Here is a 14,359-nt window from a genome sequence, read left to right on the forward strand (position 1 = left end):
TCGTCACCACGTGACGGACGGGAGGCCCGGTGCCGGCTGGCACCGGGCCTCCCGTCCGTCGTCCACCTACGCTGCGTGCCGTGCCCCGATTCCTCGCCACCCCGACCCTCGTCGCCCTCTGGCTCGGCCTGCTGGCCGTCGTCGTCGGGATCGTGTTCGTGCTGACGGCGCCGACCTTCACATTCGGCTTCGCCGCCTTCGTGCCGGAGGCCGACTACGCCTTCGTCGCGGGGAGCCACCCCTGGCAAGCGACGGCGGGACCGGTCCTCGTGCTGGTGGGCGCGGTCGTCGCGGCCTTCGCCCTCGGTCGTCTGAGCACGCGCCGCCGGGGCTGATCCGGAGCGTCCAGCGGACGTCCGGACTCGGCCGCCGTCGACTGGCACCATGGCGTGATGGCCGAGCAGCACCCCCCGGGCCCGCACAAGCCGGGCCGCCCACCCCGGCCACGCCGCCGCAGTCTCGCGCAGCACGACCTGCGCGACGCACGTGCCCGCCTGCGCGGGACGATCTACGAGCACGTCGAGCCCGACGCCAAGGGGCGCGACCAGTACACGGCGACCCAGATCGTCGACTTCTGCCTCGACCTGGCCGAGGTCATGCTCGCCTCCGGCGCCGACACCCGGAGCGTCGAGACGGCCGTCGTCGCGGTCTCGACGAAGTGGAACCTCGCGCCGCTCGACCTCGACTTCTCCGGCAGCTCGGTGACGATCCAGTACGCCCCGGCCGACGTCCCGCCGCTCGTCAAGGTCCGCACCGTGCGCTCGGACGGCTCCGACCTCGACAAGCTCGCGCGGGCGAACCAGATCGTCGACGACCTGATCCACGACGACCGCGACATGACCTCGGCGGTGAGCGCACTGGTCGCCGTGCTGCGACTCCCGCCGCGGTGGCCGATGTGGCTGTCCGACGTCGGCCTGTCCGTCCTCGGCATCTCGATCGCCGTGCAGGCCGGAGGCGGGTGGCGTGCCGGACTCGGGGCGTTCGTGCTGATGCTGGGGATCATCGTCTCCGGGCGCTGGCTCACGGACCGGGGGTACCCGCAGTTCTTCGTGTCCGGGGCGCAGGGCGCGGTGGCCTCGGCGATCGGCACGCTGGCCATCTGGGCCGGCGTGCTCACCGCGAACGGTGCGGCGACGATCGTCGCAGCGCTCGTGGTGCTGCTGCTGCCGCACCCGTCCCTGGTGACCTGGGCGCAGGACGCCATCTCAGGGTTCCGGGCGATGGCGGTGGCCCGCGCGTTCTACATCGGGCTGGTCATCGCCGCGATCGTCGTCGGGGTGCCGGCCGGGATCGCGATCACACACTGGCTGCGGATCGAGGTCGACCCGACCGGCATCGTGACGCAGACACTGCCGCTGTGGGCGTCGCTGTCGCTGACCGTGGTGTCGGCCGGCGCGAACTGCTTCGTGCAGCAGGCCAGCGCCCGCGTGATCCCCGTCGCCGTGGTGTTCTCCGTCGCCGCCGGTGCCGCGCTGTGGTCGCTGCGGCAGGCCGGGCTGCCACTGCTCGGGGCGACGTTCCTGGCGGCGGTGCTGCTCGGGGTGCTCTCGACCTACGCGGCCGTCCGGATGCGCACGGCCGTGGCGGCGATCGCGGTGCCGGCGTTCTGCGGGGCACTGCTGCCCGGTGTCGCCGTGTCGAACGCCCTGCTGAACTTCATGTCCGGGTCGTCGAGCGCCGCGCTCGACTTCGTGGCGGCGGTGTCCGTGGCACTCGGGATCGGCGCGGGCCTGGTGCTCGGCGGGCTCTTCGCGACACCCGGTGCCCGTCGAGCGCTCCGCCGGACGCGCCGGGTCGTCGTCCACTCGGTCCACAACGACACCACGGCGCTGCGGGTCATCCGTGACACCGGGTACGACCCCGGCGACGGGTCGGTGCCGCGCGGGTCGCGCTCGAGCGGAGCTTCGTGAGCGGCACCGGTCCGGGCCGCGCTCCGTGAGCAGAAGAGGTCGGGTGCGACGCACGCACGCGACCTCTTCTGCTCACCGAGTGGATGTGCCGCGCTCAGCCGGCGTCGGACACCGCGCTCGACACCGCGGTCGGGGCGTCGTACTCGCCGTCCGGGATCGCGCGGAGCGCCTCGAGGACGTCGTCCGGGGCGCCCTCCTGCTCGGCCGTCGAGACCACGTCGTCCTTGGACGCCGGGTAGTCGATGCCGCTCAGGTACTTCTGGACCTGGATGGGGTTCGGTGCTGCCATGTCGGTTCCTTCCGTCGGGTTGCGACTCCCGATGTACCCGCGGGGCGCTGCACGACGGCGCGGGGAACGCGCTCCGCGGACGAACCGCCGGTCAGATCTCCCAGCTGCCCGAGTCGTCGTCGTCCCACATCGCCAGGCGGCGGGCGGCCTGCGGCTCGTACCGCTCCATCCAGCCGCGCTCGAGCCGGGCGACCGCGCGGTCGAACGCCGCCACGAGGTCGAGCTCCGCGCGCAGCAGGGCCTGCAGTTGCAGTCCCTCGTACAGGGCGATCAGCTGCTCGGCGCCGCGGCGGGGGTCCATCGCGTGCGGGGCACGGCCGATCGCGACGTCGTGCTCCAGGCCGCGCTTGATCTGCGCGAAGAAGAGCTGGTACCGCGACCGCAGGTAGGTCGCCATCGGGTGCGCCGGGTTGCCCGCGACCGACAGCAGGGCGACGAGCAGGCGCATCAGGGCCGGGTCCTCGGCGTTCGATGCGACGATGGCGCGGAGCAGGTCCACGGTGGAGCCGTCACCGACCTCGTGCGTGACCTCGTCCATCCGGGCACCGTTCCAGCGGTCGAGTGCGGCGAGGACCAGGCCGTCCCACGACGGGAAGTGCTGCTCCAGCTCAGCGACACTGATGCCCATCCGCTCGGCGACCTGCACGGGCCGGGCTTCGTGGAAGGGGACGTCCCGGAGCAGGTCGACGGTGGCACCCACGATCGTGATCCGCAGGTGCAGCGTGGCCGCCGCGGCCGCAGCGGCCTGCGTGTCGGCGCTGGTGTGTTCGAGCATCGTGCCCTCCGTCGTCCCCGGACGTCCTGTCCGTGTCACCCCGGGTCCGGGGCACCTCCATCCAAACGCAGAACGGGGGACACCAGAATCCCCGGTACGGGTGTCGGCACAAGGGGGGACAGTCCACGACGTCGAGCCGGTTCGCGGCCGCCCGTGCGACCATGCCGCCATGACCCCGAACGACCCCACTGCCCAGGGACTCGCGACCATGGCCTCGACCGGCTTCGAGTTCGGCGGCGACCCCGACCAGGTGGCGCACGACGTCCGAGCCATGTGGGAGCAGCTCGGACGCCCCACCGGTGCGTTCGAGGCGGCGGCTCGGGCCATCGCCGTGCTGCCCCAACGGCCCGAGGTGCCGATCGCCGACCAGGCCCGCCGTCGTGCGTTCGAGCGGGCGATCGGCATCAACCCCGTCGAGGTCGAGCTGGCCGCTGCGCTGTCGGCGCGCGAGCTCCTCGAGCGGATGGCGCGCTCGGTCAGCTGCTGACGCCACGACGGATCCGCAAGCGGACCCGCCGACGCGACCAGGCGCCGTCGACCCGACCGCACGGACGACGGGAGGCGCGGTACCCACCGGCACCGCGCCTCCCGTCAGAGCCCCGTCGGGAACAGGCGCCCTACGGCGTCGGCATCCCGCCGTCGACGTGCAGCGTCTCACCCACGACGTACGACGACTCACCGCTCGCCAGGAACACGTAGGCCGGCGCGAGCTCGGCCGGCTGCCCCCAGCGGCCCAGGTAGGTCTGCTCGCCCGCGCTCGGCAGCGCCTCCGGCGGCTGGCCGCCGGCCGGCTGCAGCGGCGTCCAGATCGGACCGGGGGCGACCGCGTTGACGCGGATCCCCTTCGGCGCGAGCTGCGCCGCCAGGCCCTTCGCCAGGTTGTTCACGGTCGCCTTCGTGGCCGCGTAGTGCACCAGGTGCGGCGACGGGGCGTACGCCTGGATCGACGTCGTGTTGATGATGGTGGAGCCGGGCTGCAGGTGCGGCACGGCGGCCTTCGTGATCCGGAACGTCGCGTAGGCGTTCGTCTTGAAGGTCTCGTCGAACTCCTCGTCGGAGATCTTGGTGATGTCGTCGACGTTCTGCTGCTTGCCGGCGTTGTTCACCAGGATGTCGAGGCCCCCGAGCTGGTCGACCGCGTCGGCCACGAGCTGCTCGCAGACCTCGAGCGAGGTGATGTCGCCCGGCAGCGCGACGGCCTTGCGTCCGGCTGCCTCGATGAGCCCGACGATGCGGTCGGCGTCCTCCTGCTCCTCGGGCAGGTACGAGATCGCGACGTCCGCTCCCTCGCGGGCGTAGGCGATGGCCACGGCGGCACCGATGCCGGAGTCGCCACCGGTGACGAGCGCCTTGCGGCCGGTCAGACGACCCGAGCCGCGGTAGGTGTCCTCACCGTGGTCGGCGGGGACGTTCTGCGCCATCTCCGCGTCGGTGCCGGCACCCTCGAGGTACTGCTCGTCCGGCTTCTTGTCGGCGTACATCTTCGTGGGGTCCTGCATCACGTACTGGTCAGGCCCGGTCTGGTCGTTCTGCTGGTCCGTCATGCCGCCGACGGTACGCAGGGGGTCGCTGCGGGCCGTCCAGGAGGCTGTCCCCCGTTGCGCGGAGCGGCCTACGCCCGTCGACCGCGCCACTCCAGGGCCGCAGGTGCGTGATCCTCGTTTGTCACGGTCCGGTGACGGGCAGGCTCCGATTCGGTAACACCTGTCGTTCTGTCCCGGTCGAGGCCCTACCGTCGAACGGTGACTCCTCGGACCCTGCTGGCGCTCGGCGCCGCCGTGCTGGCCTTCTCGGCCGGTGCGCTCGCGTTCGACGGCACCGCCGGGCTCGGGGCGGACGTGGCCGTTGCCGCCGAGACCTCGCGCGACGCCGCTCCGGTGCACGTGACGAAGGCGGAACTCCGACGGGTGGACTCGATCGAGCTCGACGCCGAGGCACTCGTGCTCCGGGACGACGACGACACCGTGGTGGAGTCCTCGATGCGCGATTCCGGTCTGACCGTGAGCGTCCTGAACCGTCTGCTCGGCACACCGTCCCGCACGCAGACGGCCGAGGGCGACGGTGGGGCGTGCTTCCCCGCGGGCACCACCTACACCTGGGGCGGTGCCATCCGCGTCGCAGCCCTGACGACCGACGCGGCGGCCGGCAACGCCGTCGAGATCCGGGTGCTGCGCGACTCGGTCCGCAGCGTGCTCGGCCGACAGATCGAGCTGACCGGCCCGGGCGGTGTCCGGGTGGGCGACGACATCGCGGACGAGATCGCCGATGCCCCCCGCTCGGAGCGGGTGTCCTACGGCTCGGACGACTCACGCGCCTGGCAGCTCCTGCTCCGCGAGGGGTGGATGGACCGGCACGACGAGGACGACGACGAGTCGAGCAAGCACTCCGACGACGCCGGTACCAACGGCGTCTCCGCCCTGACGGACGAGACGACGGTCACGGTGCTCGGTTCACCGATGCCGGTCCACGCGCAGCGCAGCTGCTGACAGCAAGCAGAGCGCGCAGCTGCTGACAGCAAGCAGAGCGCGCAGCTGCTGAGGTGTCTCAGACCCGCAGGGTCGCGATCACCGGGAAGTGGTCGCTGGCGAACCAGGTCTCGGGGCCGTCGTGGTCGATGACGACGCGGTCCACGGCGCTGACGTCGCGGGTGAGCACCCAGTCGATCCGCTCGCCCGAGTCGACGGGTGGCTGCCAGTCGTTGTACGTGGCAGTGCGGTCGGCGGGGTCCCCCGCGGCGAGCCAGGCGTCGGCGAACCCGGCCTCGGCGAACACCCGCGAGGCCGTCCCACTGCCCGCGGGTTCGTTGCAGTCCCCCGCGAACACGACCGGGCCGGTGGCGCCCGCCAGCCGTTCGGCGATGAGCGCGGCACTCCGGCCGCGGACCTCGTCGCCGTGCGGACCGGGCTCGTGGTCCAGGTGCGTGGTGAGCAGGGTGAACGCGGGCCCCTCGGCGTCGAGGAACCGGGCGTGGTTCGCGATCCGCGGGTACAGGCTGCCCCAGGTGTTCGAGACGGGCTCGTCCGGGGTGTCCGACAGCCAGAACGACCCCTCGTCGGACGGGCGAAACCGGTCGCGGCGGTAGAAGACGGCCGCGTGCTCGCCGGCGTCGCCGCCCTCGCGCCCCTGCCCGACGTCGGCGTGGTCCGGCAGGCCGACACGCAGGTCGTCCATCTGGTGCGCGAAGGCCTCCTGCACGCACAGCAGGTCGGGGTCGTGTCGGCGGATCAGGTCGAGCACGACCGGCAGGCGGGCCGGCCAGTCGTGCGCGGGGTCCGGGTTCTTGATGTTGTAGGTCATCAGGACGATCGGGCGTGCGGCGCTGGTCACACCGTGAACCTACCGACCGGTTGCCCGGCGGGTTCCCATCAGTAGATGCAGGTGCTGTCGTTCCCGTAGTTGTGCACGTCGGTCGACTTGGGCGTCGGCTCCTTCGCGGGCTGCTTCGTCGGCTTCGAGCCGGTGCTCGAACCGCCGGTCGACGGCGTCGATGCTCCGGCGCTCGGCTCGGTCGCGATCGGCTTCGCGGTCTTGCCGTCGGTACCGAGCACGAGCGTGACACCGGTGACCGCGTTGGTGCGGACGGCGACGGCGCCGGGCACCGCGGAGGCGATGGCCTTCGCCTGCGATTCCTGGCCGGCGGGGTACTGCACCTGGGTCGTCTTGGTCGTCTCGGAGGAGCCGGCCGGGGCGACCTGGAACCCCCGGGCGGTCAGGACCTGGCCCGCAGCCGTCGCGGCACCCTCGACCCCGCTGCCGTTCAGCACGGTGACCGCGGTGTTCGCCGGCTGCGCGCGGCCGGCCTTCGTGTACGCCTCGGGCTCGCCGACCAGGCCCTGCACGAAGGCGGGCAGGCCGACGGTGTCGACCTCGACGATCGACAGGGCGGAGCCGTTCACGTAGATGGTCGGCGTGCCCAGCGTCGGGATCGTGGCGGACTGGATGTTGCCCGGCCGCAGGTTGCGCATCTGCGAGGCCAGGGACACCAGGTCGGTGTCGGTCTGGATCGAGTCGCCGATGGCGCCGAGGATGTTGTTCATCTTCACCGGGTTGAGCAGCGTCCCCGCCGACAGGACCTTCCGGGCTTCCTGCGACAGGAAGTACTGCTGCCGCACGTTGCGGTCGAGGTCACCGTTCGGCAGGCCGTGACGCTGTCGGACGAAGGACAGCGCCTCCTTGGCGTTGAGCGAGGACTTGCCCGCGGGCAGGTTGACGCCCGAGTACGGGTCGTTGGTGGCCTGCTTCAGACAGACCTGCACCGGCCCGAGTTCCTTGACCACCTGGTAGAAGCCGAGCAGCGAGACGCGCACGTAGTGGTCGATCTGCAGACCGCTCAGGTTCTCGATGGTCTTGATGAGCATCTTCGCACCGCCGGTGTCTCCGCCGCCGTTGAGGGTGCCGTAGTAGAAGGCGCTGTTGAGCTTGCCCTTGCCGACGTCCGGGATGTCGACGTACGAGTCGCGGGGGAACGAAATCATCGTCGCCTGGCTGCCGTCGGCGTTGATGTGCAGCACGATCATCGTGTCGGTGTTCGTGGCACCGCCGTCCTCTTCGGTGCTGAGTTCGGCGAGCTGTTCCGGCGTCGCGTTGTCCGGGCGGTGGTCGTCGCCGACGAGCAGGATGTTCTGCGCCTTGCCGTCGACGTCGTCCTTCGCGTTCTTCGTGCCGGCGATCGCGTCGATGCGCGTGACCCCGCTCTGGAGGCGGTTGTAGGCGAATGCCGCGTACCCACCGCTCAGCAGGAGGGCCATGGTGAGCACCCCCGCGACCGCCGGGAACACGACGCCTGCGCGTCGCTTCTGGCGCCCGTGGCGCGGCGTCGCGGCGCCGCGGCGTGCGGGCTCGGTCGTCTGCTCGGGTTCGTTGCTCACCGGGAAACCATAACCGCCGCGCGGGGAACGGACATGGGATGCGCCTGGAAGGTCGCCCCGGAGTGGCCGTCACCACCTGGATCACGGAACGGTGTCGGCGGCGCCCCCACGGGCCTCCTGTCCGTCACCCCGTCGCGCTCGTGACGCTAGTCGCGCGACGGGAGCAGGTGGATCGCCTCCATGGCGAGTTCGGCAGCGATGGGGTCCTTCGCGACGACGGCGTCCTTGAGCTTCGTGAGCTCGGGCAGGATCACGTCGGCCGGCACGAGCTCGGCGAGCTCCGGCACCCGGAGCTTGAACGAGAGCCCGTCGGTCGTCGAGTTGCAGAGCTGCACGAGCGACGGGTTGCCGCACGCGTCGGCCCACATCGAGTAGATGCCGGCTCCGTCGCGCGCGACCTGGTCCTGCTCGTCGGCGCTCACCCGCGCGTGCACGTCGTCGAGCATCTTCACGATCTTCCTGCGCTGGGCGTCTGTGAACCGGGGCACCGCGAGCCGCACGACGCCGCCGTAGATCACGCCGAGGGTGCGGTACGCGTCGAGGAGTTCCCCCTTCGTCGGCGCCGCGACGCGGGTGTAGCGGTTCGGTGCCATCTCGATCAGCCCGGCCCGGGCGAGTTCGGCGAGGGCTTCGCGGATCGGGGTGCGGGACACCCCGAGCCAGGCGATCAGGTCGTCGTCGTTGAGCCGTTCCCCGGGCTCGAGCGTGCCGTCCATGATGGCGTCGCGGATCTTGTCCTGCACCGTGTCACGGAGGAGCTTGCGCTCGGCAGCGGGCTGCGTCGAGGGAACTGGCATGGACCCAGCGTGTCACATGTCAGGGTTCGTCCGCGAGAGGCGCGACGGCCACCAGGCGCGGTGCCCGAGGTCGTAGGCCAGCGCCGGCACGAGCAGCGAGCGGACCACGATCGTGTCGAGCAGGACGCCGAACGCGACGACGAACGCGATCTGCACGAGGAACAGGATCGGTATGACGCCGAGGGCGGCGAACGTGGCGGCGAGCACGACGCCCGCCGACGTGATCACCCCGCCGGTCACGCCGAGTCCGCGCAGGACACCCTCGCGTGGACCGTGTCGCAGCGCCTCCTCGCGCACTCGTGTCATGAGGAAGATGTTGTAGTCGACGCCGAGTGCCACCAGGAACACGAACGAGTACAGCGGCACGCTCGGGTCCGCGCCCGGGAAGTCGAACACGTGGTCGAAGACGAGCGCTCCGACACCGAGGGCCGCCGCGAAGGACACGATCACGCTGCCGATCAGGACGAGCGGCGCGACGATGCTGCGGAGCAGGAGCATCAGGATCAGCAGGATGACCACGAGCACCACGGGGATGATCAACGTGCGGTCACGGATGCCGGTGTCGTTCGTGTCGACCGCCGTCGCGGTGACGCCACCGACGATCGCTCCCGGGTCGACCCGTTCGACGGCGGTGCGGAGGTCGCGGACGGTCTGCTCGGCGGCGTCCGAGTCGGCGGCGTCGGACAGGGTCGCCTCGAGCAGGACGTCACCGCGGGAGACGGTCGGCGTGCTGCTGCCGGCGGCGTCCCCGGTCACCGGGACGGTCCCGGCGGGGCTGTCCTTCGCCGCGGCGACGACACCGTCGACCCCGTCCACCGCGGTGATCGCATCGACGAGCTGGTCGAGGTCGCGCTCCGCGCCGATGACCTGCGCGGGGCTGCCGGAGCCGCCCGGGAAGTGGTCGGCCAGCACGTCCTGCCCGTCACGCGCCTGCGATGATCCGATGATGAGGTCACTCTGCGGCACCCCGTCCGCCTTGAGTCCGAACAGGCCGGCACCCATCGCGAGCAGGCCCACCGTGCAGACGATCCACACCACTCGCGACCGCCGGGCGACGAGCCGGCCGACGCGCGCCCAGATGCCACGGGCGTCCGGACCGGTGAGCTCGGGGTGGGCGCTGCCGAACGCGGGACGCAGCGGCCAGAACGCCGCGCGGCGGAACGCGAGCAGCAGCGCGGGCAGGAGCGTCAGGGCGGCGAGCAGGCTGAAGGCGATGCCGATGGCCGCGACGGGGCCGAGCGCCTTGTTCGAGTTGAGGTCGGAGAGCAGCAGGCAGAGGACCCCGACGATCACCGTGCCGCCCGAGGCCAGGATCGGCTCGAGGCTCCCCCGCAGGGCGGCCTTCGTCGCGTCCCAACCCGTGCGGTGGTCGCGCAGGGCCTCCCGGAAGCGCGAGGTGTACAGGAGCGCGTAGTCCGTCGCCGCACCGATCACCAGGATCGACAGGATGCCCTGCACCTGCCCGTTGACCGTCACGATGTCGGCCTCGGCGAGCCACCAGACCACGAGGATCGAGGCGCACAGGGCGAACGTGGCGGTACCGAGCACGAGGACGGGCAGCAGGGGTGATCGGTAGACGATGATCAGGATCACGAACACCGCGGCGAGCGCCACCCCGAGCAGCAGCCCGTCGATGCCGGCGAAGGCCTCGGTCAGGTCCGCGGTGAACCCGGCCGGGCCGGTGACGTGGCCGCTCACACCGGACGGCAGCGCATCGTCGACGTCTGACCGGATGGCCTCGACCGCGTCCCCGGTCTCGGCGTCCTGTGTGAGCGTGGCGACGATCTCGACCGCGTCGCCGTCCTCGCTCGGGATCACCGGGCTGACGGCCTCGACGTCGGCCCGGTCGGACAGCGTCGTGGCGAGTGCTTTCGCGTCGGCGAGGTCGGTCGACGTCAGGCCGCCGTCGCGCTCGAGGACGATGATCGCGGGCGCCCCCGACTCGTCGCGGAACTCGGAGGACCGTTCCTGCACCTTCGTGGCGTCGGCCGATGCGGGCAGGAACGAGGTCTGGTCGTTGGTGGAGACCTCGGAGATCTTGCCGAAGAAGGGACCGCCGACCGAGGCGATGCCGAGCCAGACCACGATGACGAGCGCGGGGAGGACGATGCGGAGGGAGCGGGACACGTCGGTGAGCGTACACCGATCGTCAGCATGCTGACTACTTGACCGTCGAGGGCGCTCGGCGACCATAGAATCACGGCATGCAGGACACGAGCGAGCAGTGGCCCCTCGGGCGCCTGCTGTCCGCGGCTGCACGGTCCGTCGAGCGGGACTGGGACGAACGCCTCCGCGCCATCGGGCTCTCGCACGCCGCGGTCGTCGCGATCGACATCCTGATCCGGACCGGTCCGACCGGCGCCGACACCATCGCCCGCACGGCCCGGGTCCAGCCGCAGACGATGTCCCGCACGCTCGAGCGGATGGAGCGGGACGGCCTGGTCGAGCGCGCTCCGCACCCCGCCGATCGTCGGCGCCGCATCGTGAGCGTGACGGCCGCCGGCCGGTCCGCCTGGGAGACCGCGCGGCACATCGAGCGCGAGGTCCTGCCGGAGGACCCCGCACTCCGGTCGGCGCTGGGCGAGCTACTCGCCAAGCCAGCGACTGATTGAAACATTGTCGTTGAAATACCACATGCGGTAGTATCCCGTGGTCGGTTCGTGCCGACCTGACCACAGGAGCCCCGAATGTCCGAACGCCGAGCCGCCCGCGCGGCCGTTGCACACGCTCAGCACGCCGCCGCCGGCAGCAGACGGCGACGGCGGCCGTTCCTGGTCGCGCTGATCGCGACGCTCGGCTCGCTCGTCGGCGTCGCCCTGGTCGTCGCCGTCGTCGCGAGTGCGTTCGTCGGCGGTCTCGCTCGGAGCTTCGACGCCGGACGTGAGACCATCAGCAACCCATTCCCGAGCGGTACCCGGCCGACGCCGACGGCGGGCGAGAACGTCCTGCTCATCGGTTCCGACTCCCGGGCGCAGGGCAACCCCGACGGTGGACCCGCGGCGGCGGGCGGGCGTTCGGACACCCTGATGCTGGCGCACGTGCCCGCCGATCGTCAGCACGTCTACCTGATGTCGATCATGCGGGACTCCTGGGTCGAGGTCCCCGGGCACGGGCGCGCCAAGATGAACGCCGCGTACGCCTGGGGCGGGGTACCCCTCACGGTGCAGACCGTCGAGCATCTCCTGGACGTCCGGGTCGACCACGTCGCCGAGATCGACTTCACCGGGTTCGAGGACGTGACCGATGCCCTCGGCGGCGTGACCGTGACGTCCCCGCAGGCCTTCTCGACCACCCACCACGACTTCGTGGCGGGGACGAACCGGCTCGACGGCGCCGAGGCACTCGCCTTCGTGCGGGAGCGCCACGCCTTCGCCGACGCCGACCACACCCGGGTCCGCAACCAGCAGGCGTTCATGCGCGGCGTCGTGGACGGACTGCTGTCCCGCGGCACCGTCACCAACCCCGGGCGCATCCAGGACTTCGTCGCTGCGACGAGCGCACACCTGTCGGTCGACGCCGGGTTCACGTTCACTCGGATGGCCGAACTCGGGTGGTCGCTCCGCGCGGTCCGGGCCGATGACCTCGTGACCTTCACGGTACCGACGGCGGGTTCCGGGACGTCACCGGACGGGCAGTCGGTCGTGACGCTGAACCAGCTCGCGGTCGGGTCCCTGTCCCAGGCGCTCCGGTCCGACGACGTCGCCGGCTGGCTCGCCGACGACCCGCAGTAGCCCGGCACGCACGACGACGCCCCACGACTCGGGGTCGTGGGGCGTCGTCGTGTTCGGTCTGCGGAGAGATCAGGCGGGGAGCTGGAGCTCCTGGCCGGCGTAGATCAGGTTCGCGTCGTCGATGGTCGACGTGTTCGCGGCCCAGAGCTGCTTCCAGCCACCCTCGATCCCGAGCTTCGTCGAGATCGTGTCGAGCGTGTCACCCGAGGCGATCGTGTACGTCTTGCCGCTCGTCTTCACCGGGGCCGGCTTGCTCGGCGTCGTCGCTGCCGGGGCGGGCGTCGACTCGGTCGTGCTCGGCGCGGCCGGCTGCGGGGCGGCCTGCTCGGCGGGCGCCGGAGCAGCAGGCTGCGGGGCGGCCTGCTGTGCGGGCGCCGGAGCCGGTGCGGGGGCCGGAGCCGCCGCGGCGGGGGCTGCACCGCTGGTGCCGCTCAGCCCGAGCTGGGCCGAGCAGGCGGGCCATGCGCCCCAACCCTGCGAGGCGAGGACACGTTCGGCGACGGCGATCTGGGCCTCGCGGCTGGCGGCGGCGGGGTTGCCCGCGCCACCGTTCGCCTGCCAGGTACCGAGGTTGAACTGCAGGCCGCCGTAGTAGCCGTTGCCGGTGTTGATGGCCCAGTTGCCGCCGGACTCGCACTGCGCGAGGGCGTCCCAGGTCGAACCGGACGCTGCGTTCGCGGGGGTTGCCGCGAGGCCGACACCGGTCGCGGCGATGCCGGCGAACGCCAGGCCGCCGACGATGGTGCGGGTACGGGAAAGCTTCTTCATGTGATTGCTCCACCGGGGTCACGAGCCGCATCTGCTGCGGGATCCACTGCCCACCCCGACCGATCGCGGTCAGTTGTGGGGGTGCGCCACCGGGGGCAGTGGTCATCGGGCCGGCGGCACCTCGGTCGGCAACCATAGGAAACTCTTGACTGTTATCAAACCGAGACAAACGGTTCTACCCGTGCATGCTATGTACCCCTCCCCGGAACCTGAACGGCTCGATCCCCATGGCCATGGTGATCGAGCCGTACCCGGGTACGCGTCCTTGGCAATTCCCTGGCAATGACGACCGGGAGGCCCGGATCACGTCCGCGACAACAGGGTCACGGCCTCGAGATGGCCGGTCTGCGGGAACATGTCGAGCACCCGGGCGCGACGCAGTCGGAACGACGGCATGCGCGCGAGGTCCTTCGCCAGGGTCACCGGGTTGCAGCTCGAGTAGACGACGTGCTGGACATCCGACTCCTCGAGCCAGGTCGACAAGCGCTCTCCGATGCCGCGACGCGGAGGGTTCACGACGACGAGCTCGGGCACCGCGTCCGGACGGGCGCGGACGGCGTGCTCGGTCGCGTCGTCTGCGGCGAACCGGAGGCCTTCGAGGCCGGCCTCACGAGCGGACTGCTTCGCGGAACGGATCGCCTCGGCGCTCGTCTCGATGCCGGTCACCACGCGGCCGGGACGGGCAGCGTGGAGTGCGAACCCGCCGACGCCGCAGTACAGGTCCCACATCGATGCCGGGTCGAGCTCGTCGATCCACGCCGAGGCCTGCGCGTACAGCTCGGTCGCGACGCCGGTGTTCGTCTGGAAGAAGCTCTGCGGCCGCAGGTGCATCGTGATCCCGCCGAGCCGCATCGGCAGGGTCTCCTGCTCGGTCAGCACGACCTCGCGGTCACCTTCGGTGACGGCCTTGTGCTCGGGCAGCAGGTTGACGGTCACCACGACCGCGTTCGGCAGTGCGGCACGCAGGGCGTCGAGGTGCTGGCGGAGCCGCGGGAGCTGCCCCTCGGAACGCAGCACGAACCGGATCATCAGCTCGCCGTCGGGCGACTCGGTGACCAGGACGTACTTGAGCTCGCCCCGGCGCGCGGCGACGTCGTACGGGATCAGCCCGGCGGTCGAGACGAACTCGGCCAGCACGGGCAACGCGTGCCGGATGCCGGGCGTGCAGATGCCGCAGTGCCGGAGGTCCACCCCGCGCTGCCGGTGGTCGAGGATGCCGAC

Annotated in this window: 15 protein-coding genes; 6 read left to right on the forward strand and 9 right to left on the reverse strand. The window is 71.5% G+C overall.

Annotated features, from left to right (window positions below):
* Positions 1–80 precede the first annotated feature (80 nt).
* A complete protein-coding gene (locus H7A73_RS14225; protein ID WP_182066565.1) occupies positions 81–335 on the forward strand; it encodes a hypothetical protein in 255 nt (84 codons plus the stop codon).
* 57 nt (positions 336–392) lie between these two features.
* Entirely contained in the window at positions 393–1,910 is a 1,518-nt protein-coding gene (locus tag H7A73_RS14230) for a threonine/serine exporter ThrE family protein (RefSeq protein WP_182066566.1), read from the forward strand.
* 94 nt (positions 1,911–2,004) lie between these two features.
* Here H7A73_RS14230 and H7A73_RS14235 read toward each other — a convergent pair whose 3' ends face one another.
* Positions 2,005–2,199 carry a DUF2795 domain-containing protein gene (locus H7A73_RS14235; RefSeq protein ID WP_027467172.1) on the reverse strand — a complete coding sequence of 65 codons (195 nt, stop codon included), beginning with the start codon at positions 2,197–2,199 and terminating at the stop codon, positions 2,005–2,007.
* Between the two features lie 91 nt (positions 2,200–2,290).
* A complete protein-coding gene (locus H7A73_RS14240; protein WP_182066567.1) occupies positions 2,291–2,974 on the reverse strand; it encodes a TetR/AcrR family transcriptional regulator in 684 nt (227 codons plus the stop codon).
* A gap of 169 nt (positions 2,975–3,143) precedes the next feature.
* Here H7A73_RS14240 and H7A73_RS14245 point away from each other — a divergent pair, with 169 nt between their 5' ends.
* A complete protein-coding gene (locus H7A73_RS14245; RefSeq protein ID WP_182066568.1) occupies positions 3,144–3,461 on the forward strand; it encodes a hypothetical protein in 318 nt (105 codons plus the stop codon).
* 130 nt (positions 3,462–3,591) lie between these two features.
* Here H7A73_RS14245 and H7A73_RS14250 read toward each other — a convergent pair whose 3' ends face one another.
* Positions 3,592–4,518, reverse strand: coding sequence for an SDR family oxidoreductase (locus H7A73_RS14250; protein ID WP_182066569.1), 927 nt, complete (start codon positions 4,516–4,518; stop codon positions 3,592–3,594).
* A 198-nt stretch (positions 4,519–4,716) separates the two neighbouring features.
* Here H7A73_RS14250 and H7A73_RS14255 point away from each other — a divergent pair, with 198 nt between their 5' ends.
* Entirely contained in the window at positions 4,717–5,460 is a 744-nt protein-coding gene (locus tag H7A73_RS14255; RefSeq protein WP_182066570.1) for a hypothetical protein, read from the forward strand.
* A gap of 58 nt (positions 5,461–5,518) precedes the next feature.
* Here the strand turns inward: H7A73_RS14255 and H7A73_RS14260 are convergent, their stop codons facing one another.
* From H7A73_RS14260 to H7A73_RS14275, 4 genes are all read right to left on the reverse strand, one after another.
* On the reverse strand, positions 5,519–6,301 hold the full coding sequence (locus H7A73_RS14260; RefSeq protein WP_182066571.1) for an endonuclease/exonuclease/phosphatase family protein: 783 nt from the start codon (positions 6,299–6,301) through the stop codon (positions 5,519–5,521).
* A 38-nt stretch (positions 6,302–6,339) separates the two neighbouring features.
* Positions 6,340–7,842, reverse strand: coding sequence for an LCP family protein (locus H7A73_RS14265; protein WP_182066572.1), 1,503 nt, complete (start codon positions 7,840–7,842; stop codon positions 6,340–6,342).
* A gap of 146 nt (positions 7,843–7,988) precedes the next feature.
* On the reverse strand, positions 7,989–8,639 hold the full coding sequence (locus H7A73_RS14270; protein ID WP_182066573.1) for a GntR family transcriptional regulator: 651 nt from the start codon (positions 8,637–8,639) through the stop codon (positions 7,989–7,991).
* 12 nt (positions 8,640–8,651) lie between these two features.
* Entirely contained in the window at positions 8,652–10,766 is a 2,115-nt protein-coding gene (locus tag H7A73_RS14275; protein WP_182066574.1) for an MMPL family transporter, read from the reverse strand.
* A 77-nt stretch (positions 10,767–10,843) separates the two neighbouring features.
* Between H7A73_RS14275 and H7A73_RS14280 the strand changes: the two genes are divergently transcribed.
* Both H7A73_RS14280 and H7A73_RS14285 read left to right on the forward strand, forming a co-directional pair.
* A complete protein-coding gene (locus tag H7A73_RS14280) occupies positions 10,844–11,251 on the forward strand; it encodes a MarR family winged helix-turn-helix transcriptional regulator (protein WP_182066575.1) in 408 nt (135 codons plus the stop codon).
* Positions 11,252–11,326: 75 nt separating this feature from the next.
* A complete protein-coding gene (locus tag H7A73_RS14285) occupies positions 11,327–12,370 on the forward strand; it encodes an LCP family protein (protein WP_182066576.1) in 1,044 nt (347 codons plus the stop codon).
* A gap of 69 nt (positions 12,371–12,439) precedes the next feature.
* Here the strand turns inward: H7A73_RS14285 and H7A73_RS18215 are convergent, their stop codons facing one another.
* Complete coding sequence (locus H7A73_RS18215; RefSeq protein WP_182066577.1) at positions 12,440–13,138, reverse strand: transglycosylase family protein; 699 nt, start codon at positions 13,136–13,138, stop codon at positions 12,440–12,442.
* A 303-nt stretch (positions 13,139–13,441) separates the two neighbouring features.
* The coding region (locus H7A73_RS14295) for a methyltransferase domain-containing protein (protein ID WP_182066578.1) at positions 13,442–14,359 on the reverse strand (918 nt) is incomplete at its 5' end.

The sequence above is a fragment of the Curtobacterium sp. ME12 genome, assembly GCF_903970855.1.
In the GTDB taxonomy this organism is placed as follows: Bacteria; Actinomycetota; Actinomycetes; order Actinomycetales; family Microbacteriaceae; genus Curtobacterium; species Curtobacterium poinsettiae_A.

Bases quoted from the DNA above. Each gene is read 5' to 3' on its own strand.
- H7A73_RS14230 (WP_182066566.1), top strand. From the start codon at position 393: ATGGCCGAGCAGCACCCCCCGGGCCCGCACAAGCCGGGCCGCCCACCC.
- H7A73_RS14235 (WP_027467172.1), bottom strand. From the start codon at position 2,199: ATGGCAGCACCGAACCCCATCCAGGTCCAGAAGTACCTGAGCGGCATC.
- H7A73_RS14240 (WP_182066567.1), bottom strand. From the start codon at position 2,974: ATGCTCGAACACACCAGCGCCGACACGCAGGCCGCTGCGGCCGCGGCG.
- H7A73_RS14245 (WP_182066568.1), top strand. From the start codon at position 3,144: ATGACCCCGAACGACCCCACTGCCCAGGGACTCGCGACCATGGCCTCG.
- H7A73_RS14250 (WP_182066569.1), bottom strand. From the start codon at position 4,518: ATGACGGACCAGCAGAACGACCAGACCGGGCCTGACCAGTACGTGATG.
- H7A73_RS14270 (WP_182066573.1), bottom strand. From the start codon at position 8,639: ATGCCAGTTCCCTCGACGCAGCCCGCTGCCGAGCGCAAGCTCCTCCGT.
- H7A73_RS14280 (WP_182066575.1), top strand. From the start codon at position 10,844: ATGCAGGACACGAGCGAGCAGTGGCCCCTCGGGCGCCTGCTGTCCGCG.
- H7A73_RS14285 (WP_182066576.1), top strand. From the start codon at position 11,327: ATGTCCGAACGCCGAGCCGCCCGCGCGGCCGTTGCACACGCTCAGCAC.
- H7A73_RS18215 (WP_182066577.1), bottom strand. From the start codon at position 13,138: ATGAAGAAGCTTTCCCGTACCCGCACCATCGTCGGCGGCCTGGCGTTC.